The sequence below is a fragment of the Brevundimonas sp. GW822-FHT03E11 genome (assembly GCF_058801445.1).
In genome coordinates, this window is record NZ_JBXANG010000001.1 from 525808 (window position 1) to 539609 (window position 13802).

Annotated in this window: 17 protein-coding genes; 7 read left to right on the forward strand and 10 right to left on the reverse strand. The window is 67.2% G+C overall.

The window, feature by feature from the left end; genetic code table 11:
• Positions 1–17: 17 nt before the first annotated feature.
• From AC1RKE_RS02680 to AC1RKE_RS02700, 5 genes are all read right to left on the reverse strand, one after another.
• Positions 18–1208 carry a copper resistance protein B gene (locus tag AC1RKE_RS02680; protein ID WP_492896301.1) on the reverse strand — a complete coding sequence of 397 codons (1191 nt, stop codon included), beginning with the start codon at positions 1206–1208 and terminating at the stop codon, positions 18–20.
• The gene (locus AC1RKE_RS02685) at positions 1205–3016 is read right to left on the reverse strand and encodes a copper resistance system multicopper oxidase (RefSeq protein ID WP_492896303.1); all 1812 of its coding nucleotides are present in this window, start codon (positions 3014–3016) and stop codon (positions 1205–1207) included. Before AC1RKE_RS02685 ends, AC1RKE_RS02680 begins: the two co-directional genes overlap by 4 nt.
• A gap of 128 nt (positions 3017–3144) precedes the next feature.
• Positions 3145–3714, reverse strand: coding sequence for an RNA polymerase sigma factor (locus tag AC1RKE_RS02690; protein WP_175359341.1), 570 nt, complete (start codon positions 3712–3714; stop codon positions 3145–3147).
• A 9-nt stretch (positions 3715–3723) separates the two neighbouring features.
• The gene (locus AC1RKE_RS02695; RefSeq protein WP_175359342.1) at positions 3724–4164 is read right to left on the reverse strand and encodes a Spy/CpxP family protein refolding chaperone; all 441 of its coding nucleotides are present in this window, start codon (positions 4162–4164) and stop codon (positions 3724–3726) included.
• A complete protein-coding gene (locus tag AC1RKE_RS02700; RefSeq protein WP_175359343.1) occupies positions 4161–4439 on the reverse strand; it encodes a hypothetical protein in 279 nt (92 codons plus the stop codon). Before AC1RKE_RS02700 ends, AC1RKE_RS02695 begins: the two co-directional genes overlap by 4 nt.
• Positions 4440–4610: 171 nt before the next feature.
• On the opposite strand from AC1RKE_RS02700, the gene AC1RKE_RS02705 reads away from it, so the two are divergent.
• From AC1RKE_RS02705 to AC1RKE_RS02715, 3 genes are read left to right on the forward strand one after another with little or no spacing between them, the layout of a single operon-like run.
• Positions 4611–5723, forward strand: a complete 1113-nt coding sequence (locus AC1RKE_RS02705; protein ID WP_175359344.1) for an acyltransferase family protein — start codon at positions 4611–4613, stop codon at positions 5721–5723.
• Entirely contained in the window at positions 5720–6196 is a 477-nt protein-coding gene (locus tag AC1RKE_RS02710) for a DUF411 domain-containing protein (protein WP_175359345.1), read from the forward strand. Before AC1RKE_RS02705 ends, AC1RKE_RS02710 begins: the two co-directional genes overlap by 4 nt.
• Before the next feature lie 40 nt (positions 6197–6236).
• Entirely contained in the window at positions 6237–6725 is a 489-nt protein-coding gene (locus tag AC1RKE_RS02715) for a YybH family protein (RefSeq protein WP_175359346.1), read from the forward strand.
• Between the two features lie 64 nt (positions 6726–6789).
• Here AC1RKE_RS02715 and AC1RKE_RS02720 read toward each other — a convergent pair whose 3' ends face one another.
• From AC1RKE_RS02720 to AC1RKE_RS02735, 4 genes are all read right to left on the reverse strand, one after another.
• Positions 6790–7191 carry a four-helix bundle copper-binding protein gene (locus AC1RKE_RS02720; protein ID WP_175359347.1) on the reverse strand — a complete coding sequence of 134 codons (402 nt, stop codon included), beginning with the start codon at positions 7189–7191 and terminating at the stop codon, positions 6790–6792.
• Positions 7192–7304: 113 nt separating this feature from the next.
• Positions 7305–8219, reverse strand: coding sequence for a copper homeostasis membrane protein CopD (gene copD, locus AC1RKE_RS02725; RefSeq protein ID WP_492896307.1), 915 nt, complete (start codon positions 8217–8219; stop codon positions 7305–7307).
• A gap of 4 nt (positions 8220–8223) precedes the next feature.
• Positions 8224–8586, reverse strand: coding sequence for a copper homeostasis periplasmic binding protein CopC (copC, locus tag AC1RKE_RS02730; protein WP_175359349.1), 363 nt, complete (start codon positions 8584–8586; stop codon positions 8224–8226).
• A gap of 113 nt (positions 8587–8699) precedes the next feature.
• Positions 8700–8891 (reverse strand): heavy-metal-associated domain-containing protein, encoded by a 192-nt coding sequence (locus tag AC1RKE_RS02735; protein ID WP_492896309.1) that lies wholly within the window; start codon positions 8889–8891, stop codon positions 8700–8702.
• A gap of 124 nt (positions 8892–9015) precedes the next feature.
• Between AC1RKE_RS02735 and AC1RKE_RS02740 the strand changes: the two genes are divergently transcribed.
• On the forward strand, positions 9016–9519 hold the full coding sequence (locus AC1RKE_RS02740) for a DUF4396 domain-containing protein (RefSeq protein ID WP_292259781.1): 504 nt from the start codon (positions 9016–9018) through the stop codon (positions 9517–9519).
• A 123-nt stretch (positions 9520–9642) separates the two neighbouring features.
• On the forward strand, positions 9643–10173 hold the full coding sequence (locus tag AC1RKE_RS02745) for a DUF305 domain-containing protein (RefSeq protein ID WP_492896311.1): 531 nt from the start codon (positions 9643–9645) through the stop codon (positions 10171–10173).
• Positions 10174–10275: 102 nt separating this feature from the next.
• On the opposite strand, the gene AC1RKE_RS02750 is transcribed toward AC1RKE_RS02745, so the two are convergent.
• Positions 10276–10725, reverse strand: a complete 450-nt coding sequence (locus AC1RKE_RS02750; protein ID WP_292259784.1) for a DUF305 domain-containing protein — start codon at positions 10723–10725, stop codon at positions 10276–10278.
• A 125-nt stretch (positions 10726–10850) separates the two neighbouring features.
• On the opposite strand from AC1RKE_RS02750, the gene AC1RKE_RS02755 reads away from it, so the two are divergent.
• Positions 10851–13334: a heavy metal translocating P-type ATPase gene (locus tag AC1RKE_RS02755; protein ID WP_492896313.1), complete on the forward strand. Its 2484-nt coding sequence runs from the start codon at positions 10851–10853 to the stop codon at positions 13332–13334.
• Positions 13331–13789, forward strand: coding sequence for a Cu(I)-responsive transcriptional regulator (gene cueR / locus AC1RKE_RS02760; protein WP_292259787.1), 459 nt, complete (start codon positions 13331–13333; stop codon positions 13787–13789). The genes AC1RKE_RS02755 and cueR overlap by 4 nt, the downstream gene beginning before the upstream one ends.
• Positions 13790–13802 lie beyond the last annotated feature (13 nt).

Consider the following 13802-nt stretch of genomic DNA (forward strand, 5'->3'; position numbering starts at 1 on the left):
GGAAGGTCTCCTTCAATCTAGAACCAGGCCTTGAGACCGACGACGAAGCGGGTGTCGTCGGGCTCGCCGCCCCGGGCCTCAATGTAATCGGCGGTGTCTCCAAGCGCGCGGCTCCACTCGACGCCGACGTAGGGCGCGAACTCCTTGCGGAACTCGTAGCGCAGCCGCAGGCCTGCCTCGACCGAGGACAGGCCGGAGCCGATCTCCAGTTCTGGAATCTCGCTGGCGGAGACGTCGATTTCGAGGCGCGGCTGGAGGATCAGGCGCTGGGTTATGCGCTGGTCGTACTCGGCCTCGACGCGGGCGGTCAGGTCGCCCTCGGTCGACAGAAAGGCCGCAGCGTCGATCTCCCACCAGTAAGGGGCCAGTCCCTGAAGCCCGAGGACAAGATGGGTCGTGTCCTCGCCGTCGGGTCGGAAATCCTGGCGTACGCCCGCCTGAACGTCCCAGAACGGCGTGACCGCGCGGCTGTAGAGCGCCTGGAGTTCGGCTTCTTCGAGATCGCCCCCGAAGTCGCCCTCGCCTTCCGACTTCCACCAGAAGCGATTAATGTCTCCGCCGGTCCAGCCCTGGACGTCCCAGAGATAGGTCTCTTTGTCGTCGCCGAACCCAGCTTCGAGGCGGTCGATGATGACAGCCGTGGTGCGCACGTCGCCGTTCTCGCGCACCAGGATCTGACGGGCGGCTGCCATGGCCTCGGTTCCGAAGACCAGGTCAGCCGCGTGGGCCGGACCGGCGAGGGCCGCGACTGGAAGCGGGTCCTCTGGCGGCCTCCCAGGGTTGTCGGCGCTGGTCGGCACGTCCGGCGGCCCCATGCTCATCGCCGACATGTCGTGGCCGGCGTGAGGGTCGGCTTGGGCGGGGGTCATGGTCGACATGTCGTGGCCCGCGTGCGGATCAATCTGCTCGACAGGCGGCATTGTCGACATGTCGTGCCCCGCGTGCGGATCCAGCGTCGCGGGCTGAGCCGGCATCTGATGGCCGGCGTGAGGATCGCTCACCGGCGCGGTTTGGGCGGGGGCCATGACATGGCCCGCGTGCGGGTCCTGCGCCGTCGGCCGGGCCGGCGTTTGGGGGCGGGGGGCCGGTTCGGCCGCGGGCCGTGTTGGCGCCGGCATGGCATGGCCTGCATGAGGGTCCTGGGCCTGGGCGCTGAAAGGGCTGGCCGCGAGGATCAGCGGCGCGAGGGCGATGGCGACGCGGTTCATGACGCGGCTCCGTCCATGGGCCGCACAGTGACGACGTTGAACATCCCGGCGTGCATGTGCATCAGCATGTGGCAGTGGAAGGCCCAGTCGCCAGGCGCGTCGGCGGTCAGATCGAAGGTCACCTTGCCGCCGGGCGCGACGTTGACGGTGTGTTTGAGCGGCTGGTGCCCGGCCGGGCCGCCTGTGACCAGTTCAAAGAAGTGGCCGTGCAGGTGGATTGGGTGGGCCATCATGGTGTCGTTGACCAGGGTCACCCGCACTCGCTCGTTGCGCTCGAAGCGGATGGGCTCGACCAGCTCGCTGAACTTGCGGCCATCGAAGCCCCACATGAACCGCTCCATATTGCCCGTCAGATGGATTTCCATGGTACGAGACGGGGCCCGCTGGTCCTTGTTGGGGGCGAGGGACACCAGATCGGTGTAGACCAGCACCCGGTGCGGCACGTCCTCCAGCCCGATCGGCCGTTCACCCAGGCGATTGGCCGGGTCCATGGCGATGGCGTCTACGCCGACGCCGACCGCCATGTCCGGCGGAGCGTTCTCGGGGTCGCGCATGTTCATTCCGGCCATGGACATTCCGGCCATGTCTCCCGCCGGAGCCCCGCCTTGCGTCGAGGCTCCATGATCCATGCCGGTCATCGCGCCATGATCCATCCCGGACATACCGTCCATCGAACCGTGGTCCATCCCGCCCATGCCCATGTCGCGCATCGTCAGGTTCGGGACTTCACGCAGTGGCGGGACCTCGGCGGTCATGCCCAGGCGCGGCGCCAGGGTCGCCCGGCCCATGCCGGAACGGTCGATGGCTTCCGAGACGATGGTGTAGGCGCGGTCCTCGGTCGGCCGAACGATGACGTCGTAGGTCTCCGCCACCGAAATTTGGAACTCGTCGGTCTCGACCGGGCGCACATTCTCCCCGTCGGCCTGCACCACCGTCATCGGTAGCCCCGGAATACGCACGTTAAATATCGACATGGCCGAGGCGTTGATGACGCGCAGCCGGACCCGCTCGCCGGGCCGGAACAGCCCGGTCCAGTTCTCCTGCGGTCCGTGGCCGTTGATGAGGTAGGTGTAGGTCGATCCGTTGACGTCGAGGATGTCGCGCGGGTCCATCCGCATCTGGCCCCACATGCGGCGCTCCTCCAGGCTCATCCGGTCGCTGCCGTCGAGCAGGCCTGCGAGGGTCGTTCGCTGCTGGTTGAAATAGCCGGGACTCTTCTTCAGCTTGTCCAGGATTTCGTGCGGGTGCATGAAACTCCAGTCCGACAGCACCAGTACATGCTCTCGATCGTAGGCGACGGGATCGGCGCCCGCCGGATCGATGATGATCGGTCCATAGTGGCCCATCGCCTCCTGGAGATTGGAGTGGCTGTGGTACCAGAACGTCCCCGACTGCCGGATCGGGAACTCGTAGACGAAGGTCTCACGCGCCTTGATGCCAGGGAAGCTGATGCCGGGCACGCCGTCCATCTGGAACGGCACCAGCAAGCCGTGCCAGTGGATCGAAGTGTCCTCGTCCAGGGTGTTGGCCACCGACAGCCGGACGTTCTGGCCCTCCCGCAGGCGAAGCAGCGGCGCCGGCAGGACGCCGTTGATGGTAATCGCGTGCCCCGTCCGACCTCCGACGGTGAACGGCGAGTGGCCGACCGTCAGATCGACGTTCGGCCCGGTCAGCGTCGGCATGTCCGCCCGCAGGCCGGCCGAGCCGGTCTGCGCCCAGGCCGGCAGCAGGCCCTGCAGCCCCAGCAGCCCACCGCCGGCGGCGGCGCCACGGAGAAGCATTCGGCGATCGAGACTTGGGGTCGACATGGGCGATTGAATCCTTGGTCGGCTGTTCGGCCGTTCGTTTAGATACGCATCCCGGCTACGCGCCCCTTGCGTCAGGACGCCACAGCCAACGCGATCGTGGCCTTGTGCACCTTCCCATCATGGCAAGGTCAAGCGTCTGCGTTCGGCGACCAGGCCAGCGCCTCCGCCAGTTTCCTGCGAGCGCGAGCCACGCGAGTCTCCACGGCCTTGGGCGTAATGCGCAGGATAGAGGCGATCTCGGCATGAGACCGCCCTTCGAGCGTGGCGAGCAGGAGCGGCGCCTTGAGGGCGTCCGGCAGGTCGGACAGCGCCCGTTGCAGGGCCTCGGCCCTGCGCCGGTCGTCCAGACGGGTCTCCGGCAGGGGCGCCTCGTCGCCGACCGCGGTCGCCTCGGGCGCATCCAGTCCCATGACCCCTCGCACGACACGGCGCACCGCACGCCGACGGCTCCAATCGCGGCATTTGTTCAGGGCGATGGAGCGGAGCCAGACGTCGAATGGCCGCGCCGGATCATACCGCCGCAAGGCCAGCCAGGCGGAGGCGTAGGCTTCCTGAAGCACGTCGTGAGCCTCGGCCTCGTCGCCGACATAGCGGCGAACGAACCTGTAGAGCTCGGCCTTCGACGCGGTCATCAGGGCGGTGAATGCGGCTGCATCGCCGCGCGCCGCACGGGCCTCTATGCTGTCTTCGGCCCCCACGCGCCGCGCTTAGCCGGCGTCGTCGCGCAGGGCGTCGACCACCGCGGCGTCGAACACCTCGGCCTGAGCCGGTGTCAACACCGATCGCATCTCGAAGACATGGGCGATGGTCGCCTTCTGCAGATCTCCCATGGCGGCGTGGAAATGATCGACTGCGGCCTGGACCTGGGGCGTATCGCCATCGCTGGCTGCGATCGCAGCCGACAGTTCGCGATTGGCGGCGCGGACTTCCGCCTCTAACGCCGGTCGCCTCGCGGCGAAGCGGGCCTCGATGACGTCGAGCCGGCGATCCTGCTCGGCGCTCAGATCGAGCTTTTCATGAAGGACGCTGTGCAGACTCGGCGGTTGGCGCTCGCGCATGATCCAGGCCGCGCTTGCCCAGGTCGCCGCGCCGCTGGCCAGGGCCGCCAAAACCGCGGTCATGACGATGGCCTTCCACGTCGCCCTCATCCGCGAGCCTCCAGACCGGCGAAGGGTGAGAGCCCGGCCGACACGGTGAAAACCCGCAACTCGGACGGCCCCGGTCGGGGCGCCACGAGCATCAAACCTCCGTTTGCGATGCCGATCACCAGGGCGAAGGCGATGGCGGCGAGCCGGACCTGCCCCATACGAGCCCGCGCTCCGCGTTCGCTGATCCGCGCCCAGACCTCTTCCTCCACGCCTGCGAGCCCGGCGATGTCGCCCGGCGCGACCTGGCCGATCAGTCTGTCTATGTCGTCAGTCATTGCGCACCTGCGTCACGCCCCCTCTCCCATACGCGCCCGCTGAATCTTTCCCTCGCGAGGGGGCGAGCCGTCGCCCGCGTAGATATCAGAGAACGACCGGGAACGGCCCTGTCATCCGGGGGAAGCGATGTGAGCGCCTGGTCAGGCCCCGCGAGGGCTCCGTTTCCCGATGTGCTCGATCCGCTCACCGGCGTCAGGTTCTTCCTCGCGCTCGGCGTCGTGCTGTTCCATTACCAACTCTACTGGACGCTGCCGCCGGAGAGCGCAGGCTTGTTGAACCGCGCGCGCTTGGGTGTGGACGTCTTTTTCATCCTGTCGGGCTTCATCCTGACGCACGTCTATCTGCAAGGGGACCGGCCGCTGGACTATCGGCGGTTCCTGGCGGCGCGGTTCGCGCGGATTTATCCGGCCCACCTGTTCATCCTGCTGGCCATGCTGGGGCTCGTGCTTGCGGCGCCCCTGTTCGGGGTCGGGCTGGAGCCAGGCCGGTTCAATCCCGCAGACTTCGTCGGCACCCTCCTGCTCGTCCAGGCCTGGTTTCCGCGTGAGACCCTGGTGCTCTGGAATGGACCGGCATGGTCACTGTCTGCGGAGTGGTTCGCCTATCTCGCGTTTCCCGCCTACGCCGCCTTGGCGTTACGACTGCGGGCCCGACCATGGGTGCTGATCGCGCTCGCCGCGATACTGTTCGTCGCGCTGGATGCGATCTATCGCGTGCAGTTCGGACGCGTGCTGCCTCGGGCCGAAGACAGCATGGGCATCCTGCGGATCATCCCTGAATTCCTCTACGGCATCGGTCTCTACTACCTCGGGCAGCGCTGGACGCCTTCAGCGCGCGTGTCGGTCATAGGTGCTCTCGCCGCCACGGTCGCGCTGCTCGCCTTGATGCAGATCGGGGCCGACGATCGCATCATCGTGGCGGCCGCTGGGCCCTTCATCCTGTCGCTCGCGTTGTTGGCCAAGGCGGACGTTCGGACCTTCCTTTCCCACCCCGTCGCCCTGTTCGCCGGCGAAGCCTCGTTCGCGCTCTACCTCGTCCACATCCCCATCCTGATGGTCTGGCGCAATGCGGCGCAGGCCGTCGCGGGTTGGCCCGGAGATTACCGGATGGGCGTAGTTGAACTCATCGCCATGCTGGTGTTGACGCTCGTCGTCGCCGCCGCCATCCATGTCCTCGTCGAGCAGCCCGGCCGCCGCTGGCTCCGGGGGCGGATGGCGCCGCAGCGCGCCGACCCCATCGAAGCCAAACGATCCGTTCACAGCGATCAGGGAGAACCCTTTTGAACCCTGCGAACCTGAACCGTCGCCTGTTCCTGGGCGCGGGGGTCCTCATCGGCTTGAGCGGAACGGCCTGCGCCCAGACGCGCCCGTCGAGGAACCTGACGGTCTTCAAGACGCCGACCTGCGCTTGCTGCGACGCCTGGATCGCGCACATGCGCGAGGCAGGCTTCAGCACCACCATCACGGTTCTTCCGAGCCTCCAGTCAGTCCGCAGCAGTCGAGGAATGCCGGACGCCCTGGCCTCCTGTCATACTGGGCTGATCGACGGCTATCTCGTCGAGGGTCATGTGCCGGCTGCTGACGTCGTCCGGCTGCTGGCCGAGCGACCGACGGCGGTAGGCATCGCCGTGCCGGCCATGCCGCTCGGTTCGCCCGGCATGGAGACGCCCCAGGGGCACAAGGAACCTTACGACACTTTGCTGGTGCTCCGATCAGGAGCCACCCGCGTGTTCAATCGCCACAACCGACCGGCCTGATGCTCAGGCCATTCAGGTGATCCACAATCCGGAGCTTGCCATGTCTCGCACACCCCTTGCCCTCGTCCTGTCGTTCGCTGTGCTCTCGGCGACACCCGCTTTCGCCCAGGACCACGCCCACGGCCACTCCGACCCAGGCGCGGTCGCTGCGGAAGCGGCGGACGCGGCCACCGCCGTCGATGCCTTCCACGCCGCACTCAAGGCCGGCGACACGGTCGGCGCGCTGACGCTTCTGGCGCCCGATGTGATGATCTTCGAAGAAGGCGGCGCGGAGCGGTCGCGCGACGAATATGCGTCCCATCACCTGGGAGCGGACGCCGCCTTCGCCGCCGCCTCGGAGGCGACGGTGGCGCGCAGATCGGGCTGGGCCGACGGCGACATCGCGTGGATCACCAGCGAGGGCCGCACGACTGGCCAGTTCAACGGCCGCGCCGTGGATCGACTCACGACGGAGACGATGGTCCTCAAGCGGCACGCCGACGGCTGGCGCATCCACCACATCCACTGGTCGTCACGCGCGCCTCGCTAGACGAGGATACGGCGATGCGTGAAGGCTCGTCACCGAAGGCCTGCCAGCCGCCGCCTGGCTCGCCCTACTGAACGCTCTGAAAAGCGGCGTTGCAGGCCTCTTCGCAGCGGCGGCAAGACTCGGCGCAGATGCGGCAGTGTTCATGCATGTCCGCGTGGCGCTCACACTCCTCGGCGCACAGCCGGCAAGCTTCGGCGCACGCCTGCAAGGTCAGCCGAATGACTCCTTCGTTCGAGCCCGTCCGGCGAGAGGCGACGGCGCCAGCCGCAGTGCAGATGTCAGCACAGTCCTGGTTCAGTCGAATGCACTGGAGCAGGCTTTGCACCATCTCCTCGCCGAGACAGGCGTCAGCGCAGATCACGCAGGATTGGGCGCAGTCATAACATTCGTCGATGCACCGCGCGAGGGCGGTGTTGACCGAACCCCTGACGTGCGGGTGGGTGCTTATCATCTCTTGGGCGTGCATGGCGCTCTCCTTGGCTGGGGATGCGAAGCCAACCCGCCTTCGTTCGGGCGGTTCCAGAACATAAAGGTGAGGAGGGCGGCGCGAGGGGAGTCGGGCGCGCCTGCGTAGAGGGGCTACAGCGCGGCTGGCGGCGGAAGCGTTCCCATGACGGCGACGAGTCCAAGGATGGCGGCGCCAAGCGCGGCCTCGACCGCGATGCTGCGTCGAAGCCGCTGGAGGGCCGCGACTGGATCTTCCGCGCCCTGCAGCTTCAGCCCGAGCGAGGGCGTGAGGCGGTAGCGATTGTCCGCCGCCAACGCCAGCATCAGGACGAACAGCACCAGCTTGGCGATCAGCAACTGCCCATAGAGGTTGGTTCCCAAGCCTTCGAGCCGCTCCGGGCCGACCAGGAACCAGCTGTTCGCCAAGCCCGTCACCACCAACAGAGCAACGGCGAGGGTCCCCAGCCCGGCGAACCCGTGCAGGGCTCTATGAATCGCGAGATCGTCCTGCGCGGTTCGGCGCAGCAGCAGGATCGTCAGGGCGGCCAAGGCTCCCAGCCACAAGGCTGCTGCGACCGTGTGGATGACGTCGGCGACGAGATGGATGACGCCACCCGGTCCTTCGGTCGCCGCGCCGTGGCCGGTCCAGGCAAAGCTGGCGGCGACAAGGAGTCCAAGGACCACCATCAGCCACCAGATCGCCCTGCCAGGCGTCAAGGCGACAACCACGACAAGGCCAAGGAGGGCGATCGCGGCCCGCGCCACCATGGCCATGCCAAGTCCGGTCCCGGTGATCATGAAGGACAGGGACGCTGGCTTGACCGCTTCGCTCAGGGAACCCGCCATGACGGCGGTCTGGGCCACCAAGGCGGCAAGCGATCCAAGTCCGACCACGATCGCGGCGAAGGCCAGCGTCTGCCGCGCCCAGGTCAGGTTCGGACCGTCGTCCCGCCTGAAGCTGTAGAGCAGGAACAGCGGCGCGCCGAGCAAGACGACAGCGCCGCTGTATTGAAGCCAGCGGAGGGCGATGACCGCGACTTCGAGCACGGCGTCAACGCACCGAGAAGGTGTAGGAACCCGTCATGCGGTGCCCGTCGCTCGATGCGATGCGCCAATCGACGCGATAGGCGCCGGCGGCCAGCGGACGGGCGAGAGTGCCGGTCAGTGTCTTGCCGTCCTCGCCGACCAAAGTGCGGATCGCGACCTTGTCCCCCGCCGCATTGACGACGTCGAAGCCGGAGAAGGCGGGAACCGTGCGCTCGCTAAAGGTCAGGGTGAGCGTTCGGGTCGACGCCACAGCCGAGTTGGGCGCGGGCGTCGCGCTGACGAGACGGGCGTGGGCCGCCGCCGGCCCAGCGATGAAGGCCGCGGCCGCCGCGACGGCGATGAAGGGCGCGGAATTGAAGTTACGCATACTCAGTCTCCAGACATTCGGCCGCTTCCGGCCCTTTGCTTCACTACGCGCGATACGGGCGCTTCCCTCGTGAGGGAGGATCGCGGCCGATCCAAGGACCGGCCGCGACACCCTTATGCGACGCCGTAGCCGGCTCGCTCGATAGCGGCCCGGACGCGGGCTTCGTCGGCCTCGCCTTCCACCCGCAGCGTCCCGGTGGCGATCTCGATCTCCATCCGGGCTTCTGGCGCCACCTCGGCCACGGCGGCCCTCACCGTCGCGGCGCAGCCGCCGCATCTCATGCGTTCAACCTTTAGCTCGATCATCGTCATCTCCTTTGTTGATCGACGATGAGGCAGGTGGGGTTTCCCAGCGTGGGAGGGTCAAGGGGCAACTACGGACTTGACCTTGCCATGATGGGAAGGGGCAGCAGAGGCGCGGAGGAGAACGATGATGTATCATGAACACCACAGCCATTCGACGACGCCTGCCGGGCAGGTCCAAGCCCACGGCACCTCGCTGAACCGTCTCGCCTTTACCGCTACGCTGCACTGTCTTTCAGGCTGCGCCGTGGGAGAGGTGCTGGGGATGGTTATTGGAACGGCGCTCGGATGGAGCGCCCTGTCGACCATCGGCCTGGCCGTGGGGCTCGCCTTCCTCTTCGGCTATGCCTTCACCATGATCCCGTTGCTGCGGGCCGGACTGGCGTTCGGGGCGGTTCTGAAGCTGGCTCTGGCGGCGGACACTGTCTCGATCGCCATCATGGAGATCGTCGACAACGCCATCATGCTGGTCATTCCCGGCGCGATGGACGCACATCTGGACTCGTTTCTGTTCTGGGGCAGCCTCGGAGCCGCGCTCGTGATTGCAGGCGCCGTCGCCTTCCCCGTCAATCGCTGGCTGATTTCGCGAGGCAAGGGGCACGCGGTGGTGCACAGGCGTCATGCGCATTGATCCGACCTGGGCCGGCGGGGGCGCCACCTACCCCGGCCCTGTCGGCTGGGGCTTTCTGGAACAGGCCACGTTTGTTCGCGTTGGCCGGACGACAGCGATATTCCGGGAGCGTGGAAGATGAAAATGAGCTGGGGCCGCTTCGCGGCGATGATCGCGACCTCGACGGTCGTGATGTTCTTCTTGATGTATCAGCTGGTCTACAGCCTCGACCATGCACTGTTCAGCCTCAACCGCCTGATGGCGTCACTCATCATGGGCTGCGTCATGGCGATGATCATGCTGGGATTCATGTGGAGCATGTATGAGGGCAGACGCACGAAGGTGGCCATCGTCGTGGCGGCCGCAATTCTCGGCGCCCTGATGCTCTATATGAACCGTGCACAGACCCTGGTGGATGACACCACCTTCATGCGCGCCATGATCCCGCACCACTCCATCGCCATCAACAACGCCAGCAACTCGCAGATCAGCGACCCCCGAGTCAGGGAACTGGCCGACGAAATCATCGCCAGCCAGGTCCGCGAGATCGAGGAAATGAAGTTGCTCATCGCTGAGATTGAGCGTGATGGGAAGCGCGGCGAGCGCCCCCTTCCTCCGCGCCCGGCCGTTCTAACCCCGGAGATGCAGCCGAAGATTCGAGAAGCGGTTCGGTAAGAACGGCCCCTCCGAACTGTTGCGCTCTTCCGCCTAGCCACCAGCGAGACGAGTTCGCACGGGAGTTTCGACTCCCGTGCGATTTCGCTGACGTGAGTTTGATCAGCCAGTCGGCTGACCCGTTCCCGGCGCTTGAGCGGCCGCGCCCGAGCGGTGCTCGGCCACCCATTGCTCCAGTTCGGCGATCTCCTGCCGCTGCATGGTCATGGTCTTCTCCGCCATCTGGCGGAGCTCCGGGTCGGGGTTCTGCTGCATCAGCACCTCCGATATGGCCATGCCGCCACGGTGGTGCTCGATCATCTTGAGGGCGAACGTTTCCGACGGGTCCGCGCCGTTCGCCCGGCTCATGGCGAGATGCATCTGCTGCTCAGCCGCAGAGTAAGGCGTATCAGGGCCGGCCGGCATACCGCTCGGGCCGGCGGCCATTGCGGGATCGGACGACGTAGCCGCCGTATCGCCATCGTTCGTCTCGGGGTCCTCAGCCGGAGTGCAGGCCATCAGCAGCGCGGCTAGGGCGACGCCGGCAAGGCCCGTCTTAAGTCTTATCGACATGGGTGGTTCTCCAATGGTGAAGCCTAGCGAACCGGCGGCGTGGCGCGAGGTTCCCAAAAGGGCCTTGACCTTCCCATGACTGGAACGTTCATCAGGAGAGGGACTTCCATCCTGGAGACATCCCGATGACCGCCACATCCCTGCGAACGCTCGATATTCCCGTGCTCGGCATGACCTGCGCCAGTTGCGTGGGGCGGGTCGAGAAAGCTATCCGGGCAGCCCCCGGCGTCAGAAGCGCCACGGTGAACCTCGCCGCCGAACGTGCGCGGGTGGAACTGGATGACGTGGGGTCTGCGGCGGCCGTGACCCAGGCGATCCGCTCCGCCGGCTACGAACCGATCGAACGCATTATCGAACTGAAGATCGGCGGCATGACCTGCGCGAGTTGCGTCGGCCGGGTCGAGCGCGCGCTGAAGGCCACGCCGGGCGTTCTGGACGCCAGCGTCAACCTGGCGACCGAGAGAGCCACGGTCCGGGTGCTGGAGGGCGCCGCTGATTCGCGCGCCTTGACGGATGCAGTGGCCAAGGCGGGCTACACCGCCGAGGCGGCGTCCGCGCCGGACACGACCAGCGAGGATCGGGAGCAGGCGTCGCGGGCGGCGGAAATCCTTAGTCTCGGTCGTGCCGTCGCCATCGCGGGCGCCGCGACCCTGCCGCTGTTCGTCATCGAGATGGCGCTGCACTTCGTTCCGGGCGCCCACGCCTGGCTTATGGACTCGATTGGCATGACGCCCTGGCGGATCGTCAGCTTCCTGCTGGCGACCTTCGTGCTCTTCGTCCCGGGTCTGCGCTTCTATCGAAAGGGCGTGCCCAACCTGATCCGGCTGACGCCGGACATGAACTCGCTCGTCGTGCTGGGCGCCACCGCCGCCTGGGCCTTCTCGACGGTCGCCACCTTCGTCCCTCAGTGGCTGCCGGCCGGAACCGCCAACGTCTATTTCGAAGCCGCCGCCGTGATCGTCACGCTGATCCTTGTCGGCCGCTGGTTCGAGGCCCGCGCCAAAGGGCAGACCAGCCAGGCCATTCGTCGCCTGATGACGCTCCAAGCCAAGACGGCGCGCGTGGAGCGGGACGGGTCGGAGATCGAGCTGCCGATCGATCAGGTCACGCCAGGCGACGTGATCGTGGTTCGGCCCGGTGAGCGCGTTCCGGTCGACGGCTCGGTGCTGTCCGGCGCCTCCTTCGTTGACGAGTCCATGCTCACCGGCGAGCCGATCCCGGTGGAGAAGGTCGAGGGCGCCAAGGTCGTCGGCGGCACGATCAATACGACGGGCGCCTTCCGTTTCCGGGCCGAGAAGGTGGGTTCCGAGACCGTGCTGGCGCAGATCGTGCGCATGGTCGAGGCGGCCCAGGGCGCCAAGCTGCCGATCCAGGCGCTGGTCGACAAGGTGACCGGCTGGTTCGTTCCCGCTGTCATCGCCATCGCTGTCGTGACCTTCGGCGTCTGGGTGGTGTTCGGACCGCAGCCGGCGCTGGGCTTCGCCCTGGTCAACGCCGTCGCCGTGCTCATCATCGCCTGCCCCTGCGCCATGGGACTGGCCACCCCGACCTCGATCATGGTCGGGACCGGCCGCGCCGCCGAACTCGGCGTCCTGTTCCGCAAGGGCGAGGCGCTTCAGGCGCTTCAGGGCGTCGAGGTCGTCGCCTTCGACAAGACGGGCACCCTGACCGAGGGGCGGCCGGAACTAACCGACCTCACCGTGGCCGAGGGCTTCATCGAGGACGAGGTGCTGAGCCTGGTCGCCGGGCTGGAGACGCGCTCGGAGCACCCCATCGCCCGCGCCATCATTCAGGCCGCCGAGGCGCAAGGCCTTCCCGTTCCTGATCCGGACACCTTCTCCTCGCGTCCCGGTTTCGGCGCCGAGGGTCGGGTCGGCGGCCGGTTTGTGCAAGTCGGCGCTGACCGCCTTATGCTCGGTCTCGGCCTCGACCTGTCCGCCTTCGCCGATCAGGCGCAGTGGCTGGGTGAAGAAGGCAAGAGCCCCCTTTATGCCGCGATCGACGGCCGTCTCGCCGCCATCATCGCGGTCGCCGATCCGATCAAGGCCACCACCTCCGCCGCTATCGCCGCCCTTCACGCCCTCGGGTTAAAGGTGGCCATGGTCACCGGCGACAACCGCCGGACCGCGGAGGCCGTGGCTCGACGTTTGGGCATCGACGAGGTGCGCGCCGAAGTTCTGCCGGACGGCAAGGTGGAGGCCGTTCGCGCCCTTCAGACCGGCGGCCGGCGGGTCGCCTTCGTGGGGGATGGCGTCAATGACGCGCCGGCTCTGGCGGCGGCCGATGTCGGGCTCGCCGTCGGCGGCGGCACGGATGTCGCGATCGAGAGCGCCGATGTGGTCCTGACCGGTGGCGACCTGCGGGGCGCCGTGAACGCCGTCGCCCTCTCGCGGGCGACGATGCGCAACATCCGCCAGAACCTGGTCTGGGCGTTCGGCTACAACGTAGTGCTGATCCCGGTCGCCGCAGGACTGCTCTTCCCCGTGTTCGGCTGGTTGCTGTCGCCCATGCTGGCCGCCGGCGCCATGGCCCTGTCCAGCGTCAGCGTCCTCACCAACGCGCTGCGCCTCCGTGGCTTCAAGACCCGCTTCGAAGGAGTTGTCGCATGAATATCGGCCAAGCCTCCAAGGCGACCGGCGTTTCGACCAAGATGATCCGCTACTACGAGTCTGTCGGCCTGATCCGGCCGGCGGACCGGACTGAGAGCAACTACCGGGACTTCTCGGACCGTGACGTGAACGAGTTGAGATTCATTCGCCGAGCCCGCAACCTTGGCTTCTCGGTCGAGGAGATCACCCATCTGCTCTCGCTCTGGCGGGACCGGGACCGATCAAGCCGGGAGGTGAAGGCGATCGCCGACAAGCATGTCGCCGACCTCGACGCGCGGATCGCCGAGATGACCTCCATGGCCGACACCCTGCGCGACCTTGCGCGGTGCTGCGCAGGCGACGACCGGCCGGACTGCCCGATCCTCACCGACCTGTCCGCCTCGGGCGCCGCCCCTGCGAGCGCAACGGTGAAGACGTCCCGCCGCTCGCCGAAGCACGCCCTGGCAGCGTCCTGACGCAGTCGAGATC

Bases quoted from the DNA above. Each gene is read 5' to 3' on its own strand.
- AC1RKE_RS02720 (WP_175359347.1), bottom strand. From the start codon at position 7,191: ATGCACGCCCAAGAGATGATAAGCACCCACCCGCACGTCAGGGGTTCG.
- AC1RKE_RS02750 (WP_292259784.1), bottom strand. From the start codon at position 10,725: ATGTCGATAAGACTTAAGACGGGCCTTGCCGGCGTCGCCCTAGCCGCG.
- AC1RKE_RS02745 (WP_492896311.1), top strand. From the start codon at position 9,643: ATGAGCTGGGGCCGCTTCGCGGCGATGATCGCGACCTCGACGGTCGTG.
- copC (WP_175359349.1), bottom strand. From the start codon at position 8,586: ATGCGTAACTTCAATTCCGCGCCCTTCATCGCCGTCGCGGCGGCCGCG.
- AC1RKE_RS02715 (WP_175359346.1), top strand. From the start codon at position 6,237: ATGTCTCGCACACCCCTTGCCCTCGTCCTGTCGTTCGCTGTGCTCTCG.
- AC1RKE_RS02735 (WP_492896309.1), bottom strand. From the start codon at position 8,891: ATGATCGAGCTAAAGGTTGAACGCATGAGATGCGGCGGCTGCGCCGCG.
- AC1RKE_RS02755 (WP_492896313.1), top strand. From the start codon at position 10,851: ATGACCGCCACATCCCTGCGAACGCTCGATATTCCCGTGCTCGGCATG.
- AC1RKE_RS02700 (WP_175359343.1), bottom strand. From the start codon at position 4,439: ATGACTGACGACATAGACAGACTGATCGGCCAGGTCGCGCCGGGCGAC.
- AC1RKE_RS02680 (WP_492896301.1), bottom strand. From the start codon at position 1,208: ATGAACCGCGTCGCCATCGCCCTCGCGCCGCTGATCCTCGCGGCCAGC.
- cueR (WP_292259787.1), top strand. From the start codon at position 13,331: ATGAATATCGGCCAAGCCTCCAAGGCGACCGGCGTTTCGACCAAGATG.
- AC1RKE_RS02740 (WP_292259781.1), top strand. From the start codon at position 9,016: ATGATGTATCATGAACACCACAGCCATTCGACGACGCCTGCCGGGCAG.
- AC1RKE_RS02685 (WP_492896303.1), bottom strand. From the start codon at position 3,016: ATGTCGACCCCAAGTCTCGATCGCCGAATGCTTCTCCGTGGCGCCGCC.
- AC1RKE_RS02695 (WP_175359342.1), bottom strand. From the start codon at position 4,164: ATGAGGGCGACGTGGAAGGCCATCGTCATGACCGCGGTTTTGGCGGCC.